Here is a 15819-nt window from a genome sequence, read left to right as displayed (position 1 = left end):
CCAGCGCTCCGAAGCTCAGCCGCGAGCTTCTCCCGGACTCCGGCCGTTCCGGCGCGAATTGAGCACCATGCCGCCGGCTACCCCGACACCGAGCACGTACATCCAACCTTCATGGAAGTCGAAAAGATGGGAATTGAACAGCGAGGTGAATACGTTTTGGACAACGACCAGCAACCCGATCCAGACGGCGAGCGCGTCGCCACGGAACAAAAGGAGATGCACCGCCCACATCGCGTACAGGATGATGATGCCGACGCTCCCCCATTGCACGGCCACGTTCAGCGTCTGGTTATGGGGATTGCCGATCACCTCGTTTGAGGCCTGGTAGGGACCCCCGGTCGCGCCCTGCTCGAACAGGCCACGCGTCGAGCCGGTGCCATGACCGACAAGCGGCGCCTCGGCAAAGAAACTCAACGATTTGCGCCAGAACTCTAGCCGAAGTCCGATCGATGTCGGGATGCCCTTGTCCTTGTAGAGCTCGTACTGGACGGAGAATGTTTCAATCGTGTTGTGCAGCGTCGACGAGGTCTTCCAAGTCAATACGGCGAGGGCCACGAGAGCCGCGAAGATGATGAGGACGCTGCGCCATTTCAAATGCAGCAGCCCGAAGACCGCCAGCATGATCGGTACGGTCACGAGTGCGGTGCGCGAGATCACCACAATGGCCATGTTGACGAAGAAGCTGAGCGCGACCGCCGCCAGCAACGCGGCCAGCCAGACCCTCTTCTGCTGCAGCAGCTTCACGATCGGAAACGCAAGCGCGACCGCGCACAGCGTGAATTCCTGGCTCTGGTCGATATAGTTCTTCACGAAGATGCCGCGCGAACTGGGTTCGTCAGGCTTCAGCGAGAGCGTGGGGTGGAAAAACACGAGCCAGGACATCACCGACAGCAGCGCGCAGGAAACCAGAAACGCGATAAACACAAGGTGCCCGCGCGACGAGCGCTCGAAATGATAGATCAGGACCGGAAGCACGAGCAGCTTCGCCGTCGGGTTCACGGCGTAGAACCGCGCGCCCCAGGACGCCCCCGACCACAGCGTGCCGACGAGCGCGAGCAGGAACAGCGCGATCGGCAGCGCGCTGATCGGTCGCCTCAGCGACTGCAGGAAGTCCCTGACATCGAGAAACGGCACCATGCAAACGAGCATCGCGACATTGAAGATCGCCGCCAGCGACGTCGACCACGGCAGCGAGGCCGCGGTCAGGATGGCAAACAGATCGACCGTCTCGGACCATGCCACCGGACTGCGCAAGCGCCGCAGCGTCGTCTCCCACATCGACTCCCGCACGAGCTCCGTCACTTCGTCTCCCCGCGCGCGCGATGAACCAGCGCGGTCGTGCTGAAACCCTTGAGGATGTCGACCAGCACGACCGTTCCGCCCGCGGCCTCGACCACATCATGGCCGACCACCTGCTCGCGGGTGTAGTCGCCGCCCTTCACCAGGGCGCTCGGCTTGATCCGGGTGATCAGGTCGATCGGCGTGTCCTCCTCGAAGATGACGACGAGATCGACGGCTTCGAGCGCCGCCAGTACCTCGGCACGCGCGCGCTCGTCCTGGACCGGACGATCTGCCCCCTTCAGCCGCCGCACCGAGGCGTCGCTGTTCAGCCCGACGATCAGCCGATCGCAGGCGCCGCGCGCCGCGGTCAGCACCTTGACGTGGCCGGGATGCAGGATGTCGAAGCAGCCATTGGTGAAGCCAATGCGCTGTCCCTGCCTGCGCCAGTCGGCGAGCTGGGCATCGAGCGCGCCCGGCGCGATCACGACCTTCTCCTCGGCGGCGAGATAGGCATGCGGCAAAATCTTTCGCCGCAGCTCGGCCGTACTCACGGTGGCCGTGCCCTGCTTGGCGATAGCGACGGCGGCGGCCGCAGTCGCGATCCGCAACGCCGTGTCCCAGTCCGCCCCCGCCGCGAGCGAGACCGCGAACGCGGCAGCAACCGTGTCGCCGGCGCCGGAGACGTCGCGCACCTTCACCGGGAAGGCCGGCACATGAACCGCCGCGCCATTGCGCGGCACCAGGGTCATGCCGTGCTCGCCCTGCGTGACCAGGATCGCCTCGCAATCGGCGAGCCGCATCACGTCTTCCGAGGCATCGATGATGCTTTGCACCGTGTCGGCGCGGCTTCGGGTAGCCTCCGAAAATTCCTTGCGATTGGGCGTGAGCAGCGTCGCGCCGCGATAGATCGCCCAGTTCAGGCTCTTGGGATCGACGATCACGGGCTTGCCGAGCTTTCGCGCGGCATCGATGGTGTGGCGGATCACGCGCGCCGTCAGCACGCCCTTGGCGTAGTCGGACAGCAGCACCATGTCGGCGCGCGCGATCTGCGGCAGGATCGCCTCGATCAACCTGGTCTCGATGTCGTCGGAGGCAGGCGCCGCCTGTTCCCAGTCCGCGCGCAGCATGTGCGTCGAGAAATGCTCGGAGACGAAGCGGACTTTTCGCGTCGTCGGCCGCGATGGATCGCACACCAGCACGCTCTCGATGCCGGCCTGCTCAGCGAGGGCGGCCTTGAGCCGTGCACCGGAATCATCCTCGCCGACGAGGCCGACGAAAATGCAGCGCGCGCCGAGCGAAGCGATATTGCGCGCGACATTGCCGGCGCCGCCAATATGGATCTCGCTGCGCTGGGCGACGATCACCGGCGTCGGCGCTTCCGGTGAGATCCGCGACACTTCGCCATAGACGAACTCGTCCAGCATGATGTCGCCGATGCACAGCACCGTACGGCCTGCGATGGCTTGCGCGAGGGCATCGAAATCGAGAATGGGCGTCGCCATGATCGGGTCTCAGATCCTTGGGGCTTCAGCGGAAGCGGTCGGGCCGGTCGAGATAATCCCCGACATAAGCCTTCACCGCGTCTTCGAGCGTCGTGAAGCCGCCGTTATAGCCGGCGCGGTGGAGACGATCGACCTTGCTCTCAGTGAAATACTGATAGCTGCCGCGGATCGTCTCGGGCATGTCGACATATTCGATGTTGGGCTTGCTGCCGAGCGCCGCATAGGCAGCTAGCATCAGGTCCCTGAAGCTGCGCGCCTTGCCGGTGCCGACATTGAAGAGCCCGGAGACCGACGGCGTCGCCAGCAGCCACATGACGACCCGCACCACGTCGTCGACATAGATGAAATCGCGGCGCTGATCGCCATCGGCGATGCCGTCGCGATGCGACTTGAACAGCTCCACGACACGGCCCGCCTTGACGTCGTCGAAGCGGCGGGCCAGCACGCTCATCATCGAGCCCTTGTGGTACTCGTTGGGGCCGAACACGTTGAAGAATTTCAGGCCAGCCCATTGCGGCGGCAGCTTCTCGCCGCGCGCGGCGCGCTCGGCGATGGCGAGATCGAACAGATACTTGCTCCAGCCGTAGAGGTTCATCGGCCGCAGCTTCTTCAGCGCGGGCAGCGAAGCATCGTCATCAAAGCCTTCGGCACCGTCGCCATAGGTCGCCGCCGAGGACGCGTAGATCAACGGCACCGCATTCGCCGTGCACCAGTCGAGCAGGCGCATCGACAAGCGAAAATTGGTCTCGATCACGAGATCGCCATCGGTGGCTGTGGTCTCGGAAATCGCCCCGAGATGGATGACGGCGTCGAGCTTGCGGTCCTTCAACCAATCAAGAATCTCGGACGGGGGGACGATATCCACAAGCTGCCGCTTGGCGAGATTGCGCCACTTGCCGTCGGAGCCGAGGTGATCACAGACCACGACATCGCTGTGGCCGGCGTCGTTTAACGCGGCCACGACATTCGATCCGATAAAACCGGCCCCGCCGGTCACCAGCAACATTCCAACGTCCCTGCCCGATTTTTTAAGGTCCGGTTCTGCCCTAGCGCATGATCCGGCAAAGTGTAAGCGGTTTTGGCGGCCGGCCGTATCTGGCCCCAGCGTCCTAGGCCGAACTTTGGAGTGCCCAAATTCACCAGAACGTGTATTTTTGATTGATGTTTATTATTCAGACCGGGCGAGCGAAGCGGTATCGCAAATACTCAATCGCTTTTGCGATTATCCTGGCCTTGTCCGGGGCTTTCGCAGCTCTTCTAACGCTGCATTGGTACGTGGCCCCCCCCAAAAAGTAAGGCCCCTTCAAGCGGCCGCTTCGTCGCCGGCTTCGAGCTCGGCCCTCACCCCGCTTTACGTCCCCGCCCGGAGCGGCTAACCGAACCGCCACATCAGAGCGCCCAAGCCCTATTAAAGAATGAACAAAGATTCGCAACTTAGCGGGAACGAGGACCGGGGCAACACCAGCCCGATCCTGATCGTCCCCTATATGTGGATCGGCGATTTCGTCCGGAATCACACCGTGGTCCGGGTGCTCAAAGAGCGCTGGCCGAACCGACCGGTTGATCTCCTCACCACCTCTCTCTGCGCCCCGCTGGTCGATTACATGCCCGGCGTGCGCGCTGGGCTAGTCTGGGACCTGCCCCGCAGCCGGCTCGCCGTGGGCCGCCAGCTCGGCCTGGCGAAGCTCCTGCGCGAGCGGAACTACGGCACCGCCCTGGTGCTGCCCCGGACCTGGAAGGCCGCCATTGCGCCGGCGCTGGCCGGCATCCCCGAGCGGGTCGGCTTCGTCGGCGAATTCCGGTTCGGTCTGCTCAACCGCTGGCGCTGGGGCGAGAAGCGGCTACCCCGCTTCATCGACAAGAACGCCGCCCTTGCCCAGCCCGACGGCGCCCCCTTGCCGGCAGAATGGCCGGTGCCGCAGTTGCGGGTCCCCGCCGAGGACGTCGTTCGCTGGCGGCAGGCCAACGGCTTGAGTGCAGGAGCCGCCGTGGCGCTGGCCCCCGGCTCGGTCGGCGTCTCAAAGCGCTGGACCTACTATCCTGAAGCCGCCCGTCTGCTGGCCCAACGCGGCCTGGAGGTCTGGGTGGTGGGCGGCCCCGCCGAAAAGGCGCTGGCCCAGGAGATCGTCGCCGCGGGCGGCCCGGGCGTGCGGGACCTGACCGGAAACGACCTCCGCAATGGCGTGCTGGCCATGGCCGCCGCAGGCGTCGCCATCTCCAACGATTCCGGCCTGATGCACATCGCAGCCGCGCTCGGCACGCCCACCATGGGCATCTTCGGCCCGACCAGCCCCTATCTCTGGGCGCCCCTCAACGGCCTTGCCGCGACCGTGGTGCAGGACAAGAGCGTTCTCTCCTGCCAGCCCTGCCAGAGCACGACCTGCAAAGTGAACGACCACCGCTGCATGCGGGATATCGCGGCGTCGGAGGTGGTGGCGATTGCGGAGCGGGTGCTCGGAGCGCGAACTCATTGACGCTTTGAGTACGCGCCCCAGTCGAGTCCGCTTGGCTTTCGGAAGGCGACGATCAAGCCAACATTGATGCATATCGCCTTTGGGCGCGGGGCGGCCCGGATGCGGGCCGTCCCATCATGACGACCATGGACCCAGCTTATTTTGCCATCGCCGCCCTTGCGGCCTCGATTTTCGCCTTCACAGAATCGAGGTTGAAGCTCGCGCCCTTCTGCATTGGTGGAAACTCGATGGCGGTCATGGCCAGTTTCTCGACCTCCTGCTGGACGAACACGAATCGCCAGAACTCGTATTTGAACCAGTCGAAGTATTGTTGCGCGCCGTATTTGGTCCCGCTATCGGGCCAGCCCGTTCGCTCGAACGGATCCAGGCGAAGGTTGATCAGGTAGGGCACGTCAACCTTGGTTTTTTCACCGAGCCATCCGCCGGGCTGGTCGATGAAACGATACTTGTAGTCGTCGATGCGCACGGCCCCCAGGTCGCTTTCGCCGAAATACCAGATTTCGTGCCGGTTCGACGGCCCCTTGCCGGTGATCATGTCCATCTGATTGTAGCCATCCAGATGGCACTTGTAGGTGCGGTCACCGATGAACTTGCCCTTCTTCAGCTCGTCGGCAATGTTCGGGTTGCCGGCGGCCGCCAGCAACGTCGGGAACCAGTCCAGCCCGGAGATGATACCGTTTTCAACCTTGCCAGCTGGCACCTTGCCCGGCCAACGGATCATCGCCGGCGCGCGGAAGCCGCCTTCCATGACCGTGCCTTTGCTCTGCGCGAACGGCGTCTGTCCGCCGTCCGGCCAGGTGAAGACCTCGGTGCCGTTATCGGTGGTGAAGACGACAATGGTGTTGTCATCCACGCCCATGTCCTTGAGCTTTTGCATGACGATGCCGACATCGTCGTCGAGCTGCGCCATGCCGGCTTCATGAATCGACCAGCCGTTCTTGGAGTTGCGCATCGCCTCGTACTTTGGCGACAGGTGCGTGACGATGTGCATGCGGGTTGGATTGAGCCAGAGGAAGAACGGCTTGTTGTCCGCCTTGGACTTCTCGATAAATTTCAAGGCAAGGTCTCGGATTTCATCGTCAACGGTTTCCATCCGCTTGGGATAGAGCGTTCCTGCGTCCTCGATCCTCTGCTTGCCCACCTTGCCCCAGCGCGGATCCACGGTGGCATCGTCCACATCGGTCGCCCAGGTATGGAGCATGTTGCGCGGACCGACGACGTTCAACAGGTCCTGCGGATAGGCGGGATGGGCAGGATCCTCCATCGCATCGAGGTGATACAAATAACCGAAGAACTCGTCGAACCCGTGGACTGTCGGCAAAAACTCGTTCTTGTCGCCAAGGTGGTTCTTGCCGAATTGGCCGGTAGCGTAGCCCATGCCTTTTAGCGCGGTGGCAATCGTCACAGCTTCCGCAGGCAAGCCGGTGGGGGCACCCGCCTGACCGACCGTCGTCATGCCGGTGCGGATCGGGAGTTTGCCGGTGATGAAATTGGCGCGGCCCGCGGTGCAGCTCGCCTCGGCGTAGTAATCGGTAAACAGCATGCCCTCGGCCGCAATCTTGTCGAGGTTCGGCGTCCGGCCTGCCATCATCCCGCGATGGTAAGCACCGATATTCCAGATGCCGATATCGTCGCCCATGATCACCACGATATTGGGCCGCTGCCCGGCCGGGGCCGCTGTCGGTTGCTGGGCTTGCGCCAAACCTATCGCACCGACGCTGGAGAATGCCGAAGCCGCGACGAGAGAACTACCGCTCAACAAGAGATCGCGGCGTTCAATCCTGCGCCGGTCGGCCGTGAGCTCGTCTCGGGCTGTGCCGGAATCTTATCGTGACTCATGACATGATCCTCTTCCTGGCGATGCACCTGAAGCCGACATGGCTTGCAGAGAAGCGACGTGGCCACCATTGGGTTGATCCAGGTCATCGAGTTGATCCAGATCAAAAGACGTGCCCGACGGTTTTGGCGCTGTTCGGGTCAGGATCAGCAACTGTCAGCCAATCCAGTAGCAGGCCTTGATCTCCGTCCACCTGCTTTAGTCAGCGACGCTGTCAGTTCATTCGCAGAGAGCGAGGCGGTGTCGTTGCCGCTTGCCAAGGCTGAACCTTGATCACGTCAACCAAGACGAACCTTCATCGAGATTCGAACAGAGGTTTCGCTCCTCGAACGTCGCTCGATACATGCCTCTTGGACAGTTGACACAACGATGGAGGTAGCCCCATGCCGATCGTTCAATTCACTCGCTTCAAGACCGACAAGCCTGAGGAAATGGTCAAGATTATCAGGCAGGCAAAGAAGATCTTTGAGAAACACGGCGCCGAATTTCTTCGGCTCTCCCGCTTCCACACTGGTTCGTGGGCAGGAGAGTTGCTGGTATCGACGCGCTACGCCAGTTGGGAAGTTTACGGCAAAGTGCAGGAAGCCGTGGCAAACGACCCGGAGTTCGCGCAAGTGCAGGCTGACGGAATGAAGATTGCCGAACTGCAGGGCCGCAACATCGCCGTTAGCATCGATCTCTAGCCGGGGCGCCGCCCCGCAAACCACGTCAACCGCGGAGGCCGCCGGATACGGCGGCCTTTTTCCAATTCTGACAGATCGCGCTCGTTCACGCCGCACTCTGCCTCTGGCAGACGAGCGCTATGCAGACACTATTGACTTGGATCAACGAATGGTTCGCCGGTTCGCCGCACCAAATGCTGCACAAAACCAATACGAAGGGCCGCGTCTTGCCGCGACCCCATCGGCGTCGAAGAGGCTGGTTCAGCGGAATTGACCACTTAGTCGGAGAGTTTCATGAGGACCTTCAATCCCTTGCTGACGTTGGTACTTCTCGTGACACAATCAGCCTCGATACAGGCTGCGGATTTGAACGGAGCTTGGTCAATCGACGCCTCTGCCTGTGGCCAAATGTTCGCCAAAGAGAACAACAGGCTTGTCTTCAAGAAAGATGCTGATCTCCACGCGGGCGGCTTGATCGTGCAGGGAAGGCAGATAGCCGGCACATTGCAAAAATGCACTGTCAAATCGTTGCATGATGACGGGCCGAATATGCGAGTGACCGCGTCGTGCTCGGACGGCGTCGCGATTTCAGACGTGACGTTCGACGTAACCTTCACCGGAGAGAATAATATCACTCTCAGCTCCAACGGGGTGGTGCCGATGCAAATGCTGTACGCGCGCTGCCCAATGTGACGTCGCCCGCGACGGCTCGAGGGACCCTGGATGGGTGATCCGGGTCGAGGCTGCGCCGATGATGACATCGTGCGGGTGTTTTGCCCGGCGAGTCAAACCGTATTTGTAAAATCCGAAAGGCATCCCATCGGGCCGGCAAGCCATTGATTTCGCTATCGCCGGCTACTGTGCATGGGGTTGTTTTCGAGTTTTTTGTTTGCCGTCGCGAAAATGGCTGCTCAGACCAGCGGCCGATAGACCTCACCGATCCGCGCGGCTTCGGCATCGAGGCTGAACTTCTCAAGCACCCGTGCCCGTCCGCGCTCGCCCATCACAGTTGCAGCGCCCACATCGCCCATCAGCGGCTCCAGCGCCACCGCAAGCGCATCGGCATCACCGGTCGGGATCAGCACACCTGTCACACCGTTCGCGACCACGAGCTCGGCCGCACCAGCGCGCGCGGCGACGAGCGCGCTGCCCGCCGCCATCGCCTCGATCAGCGTCAGGCCAAAGCCCTCGTTGCGCGAGGTGAAGGCGTAGACCGTCAGCCGCTGATACCAGCGCTGCACCTGCTCGATCGGCAACTCGCCGGTGATGACGATGCGCGATTGCAGGCCGGCAGCCTCGATCCGCTTCTTCAGGTCATTCGCGAAGACAGTTTGCTCGGCCGTGACCTGGCCGACGATGACCGCAGTGAAATCCGGATAGCGCGGCAGCAGGCGGCACATCGCATCGACGAACACATCCGTACCCTTCTGCGCACGCACGCGGCCGAAACAGCCGATCGCGTAGCGGCCCGGCAGCGCGGCTTCCGCGAAGGCCGCAGCACGATCGATCGGCGGTGCATAGATGTCGGTATCGACGCCATGCGGGATCACCGTCGCCTGCACTTTGAGGAACGAGGCCGAGATGTCGCTTGTCGCGATGATCGCATCCATGCGCCGGATCAGCCAGCGCGTGATCCAGCTGTGATGCCGCTGGGCCGCCGAGGTGAAGACGAGTTTCAATGGCCAGCCGAGCGCGCGCAGCACGACGCCGGCGATCATTTCGTTGTTGCGCCGTGCATGCCAGATCAAGGGCGCCTTGCGGCGCCACAATTTCAGGACATCGGCCCCGCTCAGCCGCGCAATTCCCTCCGGCGCGTCAGAGCCGAACCACGCCGCGCGATACAGCTTGGCCAGCCGTGGCGCGACCATCCGGTTGGTCGCGGTGACCCCGGAATAGCGCCTGTGCAGATTTGGCACGATCACTTGAAGATCGCCCGGGGAATTCGCCACGTCACGCTCCGTTTCGCACGGTCCTATACGCAACATTAAGCATAGTGGCCAGTTCAGCTTGGCCGAAACCCCCTCTTCACCTCGTAAACGTTAACTTGGAGCGTCGATCGAAGACGGGTGAGATCATGACTGTGTTAGTCACCGGCGGCGCCGGCTATATCGGAAGTCACACGGTTCTGGCGCTGGCGGAAGCCGGCGAGGACGTCGTCGTGATCGACGATCTCTCCACTGGCTTCTCCACCTATCTGCCCGAAGGCGTGCCTCTGTTCATTGGCGATGCCGGCGACGAGAATTTGGTCGAGGGCGTAATCGCCCAGCACAACATCGAGAGCATCATCCACTTCGCGGGCTCGGTCGTCGTGCCGGATTCGATGCGCGATCCGCTCGGCTACTACCGCAACAACTTCATGACCGCGCGCAATTTGCTCAACGTCGCCGTCAAGCGCGGCATCAACCGCTTCATCTTCTCTTCGACCGCGGCGGTCTACGGCAATCCGGACCTGGTGCCGGTGCCCGAGCACGCGCCGACGCGGCCGCTGTCGCCTTACGGCTCGTCGAAGCTGATGACCGAGATCATGCTGCACGACGTCGCCTCTGCCTACGGAATGCAGTACGTCGTGCTGCGCTATTTCAACGTCGCGGGTGCCGATCCGCAGGCCCGCATCGGGCTTGCCACCGTCGGCGCCACGCATCTGCTCAAGATCGCCGTTGAGGCCGCGACCGGCCAGCGCGCCAAGATCGACGTGTTCGGCACCGACTATCCGACCCAGGATGGCAGCTGCATCCGCGATTTCATCCACGTCACGGACCTGTCGCAGGCCCATCGCTCGGGGCTCGCTTACTTACGCAATGGCGGCGCCTCGACCACGCTCAATTGCGGCTATGGCCGCGGCTATTCGGTGCTGGAGACCATCGACGCGGTGCGGCGGGTTTCGGGGCGCAGCTTCGCCGTGCAATACGCGCCGCGCCGGCCCGGCGACATCATGACCATGGTCGCCGACACCAGCCGCATCCGCGGCCTGCTCGACTGGAAGCCGCAATACGACGACCTCGAGACCATCGCAGCCCACGCGCTGGCCTGGGAGGACAAGCTGTTCCGCGAGCGCCATGGCGAGCTCCGCCACGCCGTCTCGGCCTAGATTCCATCCAGGCGCAAGCCCTTAATTGGGCTTGAAAAGCCCCGCTTTAGCGGGCACAGAGGCCCTTCAATCCCCTGACGCGCGGGCAGGCTTTTCCCTGCGCCGTCAATGGACTACGGATGGCCCAGTTTCCAAAGAAAATCACCGACGATCCCTATGCGGCAGCGGTCCTGATTCGCCGCCTCGTCACGGAACAGGGGGTCATCTACTGGCGGCGTTACCTCGTCGCCTTCGCGCTGATGGCGCTTGCCGCAGGCTCGACCGCGGGCGCGACCTACGTGCTCGGCCAGGTCATCAACCAGGCCTATGTCGACAAGAACATCCCGGGCATCGCGATGTTCTCGGGCATCACGGTGATCCTGCTCTTCATCAAGGGCGTGGCGACCTACGGCCACATGGTGATCCTGACCAAGATCTCCAACGCGATCCTTGCCACCAACCAGCGCCAGCTGTTCGCCAAGCTGATGCGCGAAAGCGTCGGCTTCTTCTCCGAGCGGCATTCGTCGGAATTTTTGGCGCGGCTGACGGCCGGCGCCAAATCCATCACCGATGTCCTCAACATGCTGGTCAACGCCATCGGGCGCGACCTCATGATGCTGCTCGCCATGATCGGCGTGATGGTGTGGCAGGACCCGGTGATGTCGTTCATCGGCCTTGTCGTGGTGCCGCCGGCGATGCTGGTGCTGCGCAAGCTGGTCAAGCGCATCAAGGGTCTCGCCTTCAACCAGTTCACCGGCACCGCCGACATCATGGAGACCATGCAGGAATCGCTGCAAGGCATCCGCACGGTGAAGGCGTTCACGCTTGAAGAGACGATGCAGAACCGCATCGACGAGAACATCGCGATCGTCGAGCGCAACGCCAACAAGATGGCCCGCGTCGCCAACCGGTCCAATCCGCTGATGGAGATGCTCGGCGGCTTCGCGGTGGCCGGCTGCCTGCTCTACGGCGGCTACAGCGTGGTCGCGCTCAATGCCACGCCCGGCGCGTTCTTCTCCTTCATGACCGCGTTCCTGATGGCAACCGAGCCGGCCAAGCGGCTGGCGCGGCTCAACATCGACCTCAACAGCCAGCTCGTCGGCGCGCGCATGCTGCTCGAAGTCGTCGACAGCCCGGCGAGCGAGCATTCCGACGACGACAAGCCGGCGCTGAAGCTGTCCGACGCGAAGATCGAGATGCGCGACGTCAGCTTCTCCTATCGCACTGGCGAGACCGTCCTCAACCGCATGAGCTTCGTTGCCGAACCCGGCAAGGTCACCGCGCTGGTCGGGCCGTCCGGGGGCGGCAAGTCGACCGTGCTGTCGCTGCTGCTGCGCTTCTACGAGGTGACGCAAGGCGACATCGTCATCGACGGCCAGTCGATCGGCGCGATCTCGCGAAAATCGCTGCGGGCGCAGACCGCCTATGTCGGCCAGGACGTCTATCTGTTTCGCGACACCATCCGCAGCAACATCGCCTTCGGCAAGCCGGGCGCGACCGAAGACCAAATCATCGACGCCGCCAAGGCGGCCTGCGCGCATGATTTCATCATGGGATTCCCGCTCGGCTACGACACGCCGGTCGGCGAGCACGGCACCCAGCTCTCGGGCGGCCAGCGCCAGCGCATCGCAGTGGCGCGCGCGCTGATCAAGAATGCGCCGATCATCCTGCTGGATGAGGCCACCGCCGCGCTCGATTCCGAGTCCGAGAAACAGGTGCAGGAGGCGATTGAGCACCTCTGCCAGAACCGCACCACCATCGTGATCGCGCATCGCCTGCACACCATCATGCACGCCGACGCGATCCTGGTGGTCGAGGGCGGTGAGATCGTCGAGCAGGGCCGGCACGACGAGCTGTTACGGCGCTCGGGCCGCTACGCCTCGTTCTTCCGACTGCAACACCACGACATTGGCTTGGCGCTGGCGCCGATCAGTGCAACCGCATAGAATTCGTTCCACCTCAAGAGCAGCGAGACCGCCTCATGAACGCCGCCTCCTACGTCATTCCGCTTCCGCCCCAGGCTTCGCTTCCCGTCGTCGGCGAGAGCGGCCGTTATCCGGTGCGCCGCATCTGGTGCGTCGGCCGCAACTATCTCGAGCACATCCGCGAGATGGGCAATGACGAGCGCGCACCGCCGTTCTTCTTCGCCAAGCACGCCGACATGCTGGTGCCCGATGACGCCACCATTCCCTATCCGCCGCTGACCAAGGATCTGCATCATGAGGTCGAGCTGATCGTCGCGATGAAGAGCGGCGGGCTGAACATTCCCGCCGACAAGGCGCTCGACCATGTCTATGGCTACGCCGTCGGCATCGACCTGACCCGCCGCGACCTTCAGATCGCCTCGCGCAAGAAGGAGCGTCCCTGGGAGATCGGCAAGTCGTTCGACGGTTCCGCGCCCGCCTCGGCGGTTCAGCCGGCCTCGAAGATCGGACATCCCTCCAAGGGCAAGATCTGGCTCACGGTCAACGGCAAAGAAGCCCAGAAGGGCGACCTCACCGAGCTGATCTGGAACGTGCCTGAGATCATCTGGCAGCTCTCGCAGCAGGTGAAGCTCGCCGCCGGCGACATCATCATGACGGGCACGCCGGCCGGCGTGTCGCAGCTCCAGCCCGGCGACAAGCTCGAATGCGGCGTCGACGGCGTCGGCACGCTGAAGGTCTCGATCGGCCAGCCGGAATAGGCGACACAACATCTCGAAATCGAAAGGCCCCGGACATGTCCGGGGCCTTTTTCATTCCGATCGCATCTACCAGGCCTTCACCGGTCGATTGGCGTGGCTCACCTGCGGCACGCCGCGATTGAGTGACATGTGCGAGTGCACGCACAGCCAACCATCGGCATCTCTGGAAAACACCATCGTCGCGCGGCCGGGTCGCGGGAACGCGCTGCCGTCCGGATGGTAGCCCGTGCTCGTGAACGGCGCGATCAGGTTCACCATCGCACCATCGGGCGACGCCAGAATCGAGGTCTGATCGAGCACGAATCTGAAGTCGGTCGTCTTTGGCCAGACGTTATTCCATTGCGTCGTGACCCATTGGTCCAGGCCGGGAATGACGTCGTTATGCGTGCCGAAGGCCAGCACATCCGGATGGAACAGCGGCCGCGCCGAGGCATAATCGACCTCGCGGACATAGCCCGAGAAGGTTTCCAGCCACTGGCGGAAGAACTGCGTGATCTCGGTGTTGGCCGTCGGCAAGGGGGCCATTGCCAGCTCCATATTCGCGACCAAATCGCGGCAATCTTGTTGCCATGGGCTGAACTATCCAGCAAGACTCGCGCCAAGGTCGGGACCGGAGGGTCCCCCGTCACGACTGCTTCAAGAACGAGAGGATGTCTCGGATGTCGAACACTATTACGGAGCTCGAGGGGCTGCTCATGCAGCGCTCGCTCACGGACCCACAGCTACTGGCGGCAGCGGAAGCGGCGACGGACTTCCGCATTCTTCCGGATGCCACCGTCATCAAGATCGGCGGCCAGAGCGTCATCGACCGCGGCCGCGCCGCGGTCTATCCGCTGGTCGACGAGATCGTCTCGGCGCGCAAGGCGCACAAGCTCCTGATCGGCACCGGCGCCGGCACGCGCGCGCGGCATCTCTACTCGATCGCCGCTGGGCTTCGCCTGCCGGCCGGCGTGCTGTCGCAGCTCGGCGCGTCCGTCGCCGATCAGAACGCCGCGATGCTGGGGCAGTTGCTGGCCAAGCACGGCATCTCCGCCGTAGGCGGCGCCGCCCTCTCCTCTGTGCCGCTTTTCCTCGCCGAGGTGAACGCCGTCATCTTCGCCGGCATGCCGCCCTACAGCCTGTGGATGCGTCCCGCGCCCGAGGGTGTGATTCCGCCCTATCGCACCGACGCCGGATGCTTCCTGGTGGCCGAGCAGTTCGGCTGCAAGGGAATGATCTATGTGAAGGACGAGAACGGCCTATATACCGCGAACCCGAAGACGGCGAAGAACGCCACCTTCATCCCGAAGATTTCGGTGGCCGAGATGAAGGCCAAGGGCCTCCAGGATTCGATCCTGGAATTCCCGGTGCTCGATCTCCTCGCCGCGGCGCGCTACGTGCGCGAGGTGCAGATCGTCAACGGCCTCGTCCCCGGCAATCTCACCCGCGCGCTCGCGGGCGAGCATGTCGGCACCATCATCACTGCGAGCTGAAGAGTGCACCGTCATGGCTGACACCAACCAGATCAAGCACGTCGCTTCGCCGCTCGCGCGCCAGACTCTCCTCGACGGCGACCTCACCCGCCCCGTTGCCGGCAACCGCCCGATCAAGCTGCTGCCCTGGGTCCAGGTCATCAAGATCGGGGGCCGCATCATGGATCGCGGTCACGAAGCGATCCTCCCGCTCGTTGACGAACTGCGCTCGCTGCTATCAGAACACCGCCTGCTGATCCTGACCGGCGCCGGCATTCGTGCCCGCCACCTCTACAGCGTCGGGCTCGACCTCGGACTTCCCGTCGGCTCGCTGGCGCCGCTCGCGGCAAGCGAAGCCGGCCAGAACGGCCATATCCTTGCGAGCCTGCTCGCGTCGGAGGGCGTGTCGTACATCGAGCATCCGACCATCGCGAGCCAGCTCGCGATCCATCTCAGCGCGGCGCGCGCTGTCGTCGGCAGTGCGTTCCCGCCCTACCATCATCATGAATTCCCGACCACGCGCGTCCCGCTGCATCGGGCCGATACCGGCGCCTTCCTGCTCGCCGACGCGCTGGGCGCCGCGAGCCTCACGATCGTGGAGGACGTCGACGGCGTCTACACCACCGATCCCAATGGCGCCGACGGCAAGAAGGCACAGCTGCTGAAAGACGTGAATTTTGCCGAGCTTGCGAAGCAGAAGGGCACGCTGCCGGTCGATCGGGCGTTGCTCGAGGTCATGGCCAATGCACGGCACATCGCGCGCGTGCAGGTCGTGAACGGCCTCGTCCCCGGCCGGATCACGGCGGCGCTGCGCGGCCAGCATGTCGGGTCGATCATTCATACCGGCGCCAAGCCGGCGTAA

General features: G+C 63.4%; 15 protein-coding genes. 9 read left to right on the top strand and 6 right to left on the bottom strand.

Annotated features, from left to right (window positions below; genetic code table 11):
- Positions 1 to 15 precede the first annotated feature (15 nt).
- The 3 genes from ACPPVR_RS14255 to rfaD are packed head-to-tail and all read right to left on the bottom strand — an operon-like array spanning position 16 to position 3789.
- Positions 16 to 1302 carry an O-antigen ligase family protein gene (locus ACPPVR_RS14255; RefSeq protein WP_426614823.1) on the bottom strand — a complete coding sequence of 429 codons (1287 nt, stop codon included), beginning with the start codon at positions 1300 to 1302 and terminating at the stop codon, positions 16 to 18.
- Entirely contained in the window at positions 1299 to 2783 is a 1485-nt protein-coding gene (gene rfaE1 / locus ACPPVR_RS14250) for a D-glycero-beta-D-manno-heptose-7-phosphate kinase (protein WP_426614822.1), read from the bottom strand. The genes ACPPVR_RS14255 and rfaE1 overlap by 4 nt, the downstream gene beginning before the upstream one ends.
- Before the next feature lie 25 nt (positions 2784 to 2808).
- Positions 2809 to 3789, bottom strand: a complete 981-nt coding sequence (rfaD, locus tag ACPPVR_RS14245) for an ADP-glyceromanno-heptose 6-epimerase (protein WP_426614821.1) — start codon at positions 3787 to 3789, stop codon at positions 2809 to 2811.
- Between the two features lie 409 nt (positions 3790 to 4198).
- Between rfaD and waaF the strand changes: the two genes are divergently transcribed.
- On the top strand, positions 4199 to 5257 hold the full coding sequence (gene waaF / locus ACPPVR_RS14240) for a lipopolysaccharide heptosyltransferase II (protein ID WP_426614820.1): 1059 nt from the start codon (positions 4199 to 4201) through the stop codon (positions 5255 to 5257).
- A gap of 136 nt (positions 5258 to 5393) precedes the next feature.
- Here the strand turns inward: waaF and ACPPVR_RS14235 are convergent, their stop codons facing one another.
- Positions 5394 to 7019 (bottom strand): arylsulfatase, encoded by a 1626-nt coding sequence (locus ACPPVR_RS14235; protein WP_426614819.1) that lies wholly within the window; start codon positions 7017 to 7019, stop codon positions 5394 to 5396.
- A gap of 135 nt (positions 7020 to 7154) precedes the next feature.
- Here ACPPVR_RS14235 and ACPPVR_RS14230 point away from each other — a divergent pair, with 135 nt between their 5' ends.
- From ACPPVR_RS14230 to ACPPVR_RS14220, 3 genes are all read left to right on the top strand, one after another.
- Positions 7155 to 7367 carry a hypothetical protein gene (locus ACPPVR_RS14230; protein WP_426614818.1) on the top strand — a complete coding sequence of 71 codons (213 nt, stop codon included), beginning with the start codon at positions 7155 to 7157 and terminating at the stop codon, positions 7365 to 7367.
- Positions 7368 to 7477: 110 nt separating this feature from the next.
- Positions 7478 to 7777: a hypothetical protein gene (locus tag ACPPVR_RS14225; RefSeq protein WP_426614817.1), complete on the top strand. Its 300-nt coding sequence runs from the start codon at positions 7478 to 7480 to the stop codon at positions 7775 to 7777.
- A 273-nt stretch (positions 7778 to 8050) separates the two neighbouring features.
- Entirely contained in the window at positions 8051 to 8449 is a 399-nt protein-coding gene (locus tag ACPPVR_RS14220) for a hypothetical protein (RefSeq protein ID WP_426614816.1), read from the top strand.
- A gap of 218 nt (positions 8450 to 8667) precedes the next feature.
- Here the strand turns inward: ACPPVR_RS14220 and ACPPVR_RS14215 are convergent, their stop codons facing one another.
- Complete coding sequence (locus ACPPVR_RS14215; RefSeq protein ID WP_426614815.1) at positions 8668 to 9705, bottom strand: glycosyltransferase family 4 protein; 1038 nt, start codon at positions 9703 to 9705, stop codon at positions 8668 to 8670.
- A 125-nt stretch (positions 9706 to 9830) separates the two neighbouring features.
- Between ACPPVR_RS14215 and galE the strand changes: the two genes are divergently transcribed.
- From galE to ACPPVR_RS14200, 3 genes are all read left to right on the top strand, one after another.
- Positions 9831 to 10844 (top strand): UDP-glucose 4-epimerase GalE, encoded by a 1014-nt coding sequence (galE, locus tag ACPPVR_RS14210; protein WP_426614814.1) that lies wholly within the window; start codon positions 9831 to 9833, stop codon positions 10842 to 10844.
- A gap of 119 nt (positions 10845 to 10963) precedes the next feature.
- Positions 10964 to 12769, top strand: a complete 1806-nt coding sequence (locus ACPPVR_RS14205) for an ABC transporter ATP-binding protein (RefSeq protein ID WP_426614813.1) — start codon at positions 10964 to 10966, stop codon at positions 12767 to 12769.
- Between the two features lie 35 nt (positions 12770 to 12804).
- A complete protein-coding gene (locus ACPPVR_RS14200; protein WP_426614812.1) occupies positions 12805 to 13506 on the top strand; it encodes a fumarylacetoacetate hydrolase family protein in 702 nt (233 codons plus the stop codon).
- Positions 13507 to 13572: 66 nt separating this feature from the next.
- On the opposite strand, the gene ACPPVR_RS14195 is transcribed toward ACPPVR_RS14200, so the two are convergent.
- A complete protein-coding gene (locus ACPPVR_RS14195; protein ID WP_426614811.1) occupies positions 13573 to 14031 on the bottom strand; it encodes a YybH family protein in 459 nt (152 codons plus the stop codon).
- Between the two features lie 134 nt (positions 14032 to 14165).
- On the opposite strand from ACPPVR_RS14195, the gene ACPPVR_RS14190 reads away from it, so the two are divergent.
- Together ACPPVR_RS14190 and ACPPVR_RS14185 are read left to right on the top strand one after the other, a co-directional pair.
- The gene (locus tag ACPPVR_RS14190; protein ID WP_426614810.1) at positions 14166 to 14978 is read left to right on the top strand and encodes a uridine kinase; all 813 of its coding nucleotides are present in this window, start codon (positions 14166 to 14168) and stop codon (positions 14976 to 14978) included.
- A gap of 13 nt (positions 14979 to 14991) precedes the next feature.
- Positions 14992 to 15819, top strand: coding sequence for a molybdenum storage protein subunit alpha (locus ACPPVR_RS14185; RefSeq protein ID WP_426614809.1), 828 nt, complete (start codon positions 14992 to 14994; stop codon positions 15817 to 15819).

The sequence above is a fragment of the Bradyrhizobium sp. McL0616 genome, from assembly GCF_049993385.1.
Classification (GTDB): domain Bacteria; phylum Pseudomonadota; class Alphaproteobacteria; order Rhizobiales; family Xanthobacteraceae; genus Bradyrhizobium.
Note: the sequence above shows the minus strand (reverse complement) of the source record. Positions and strands in the feature narration are given on the sequence as shown.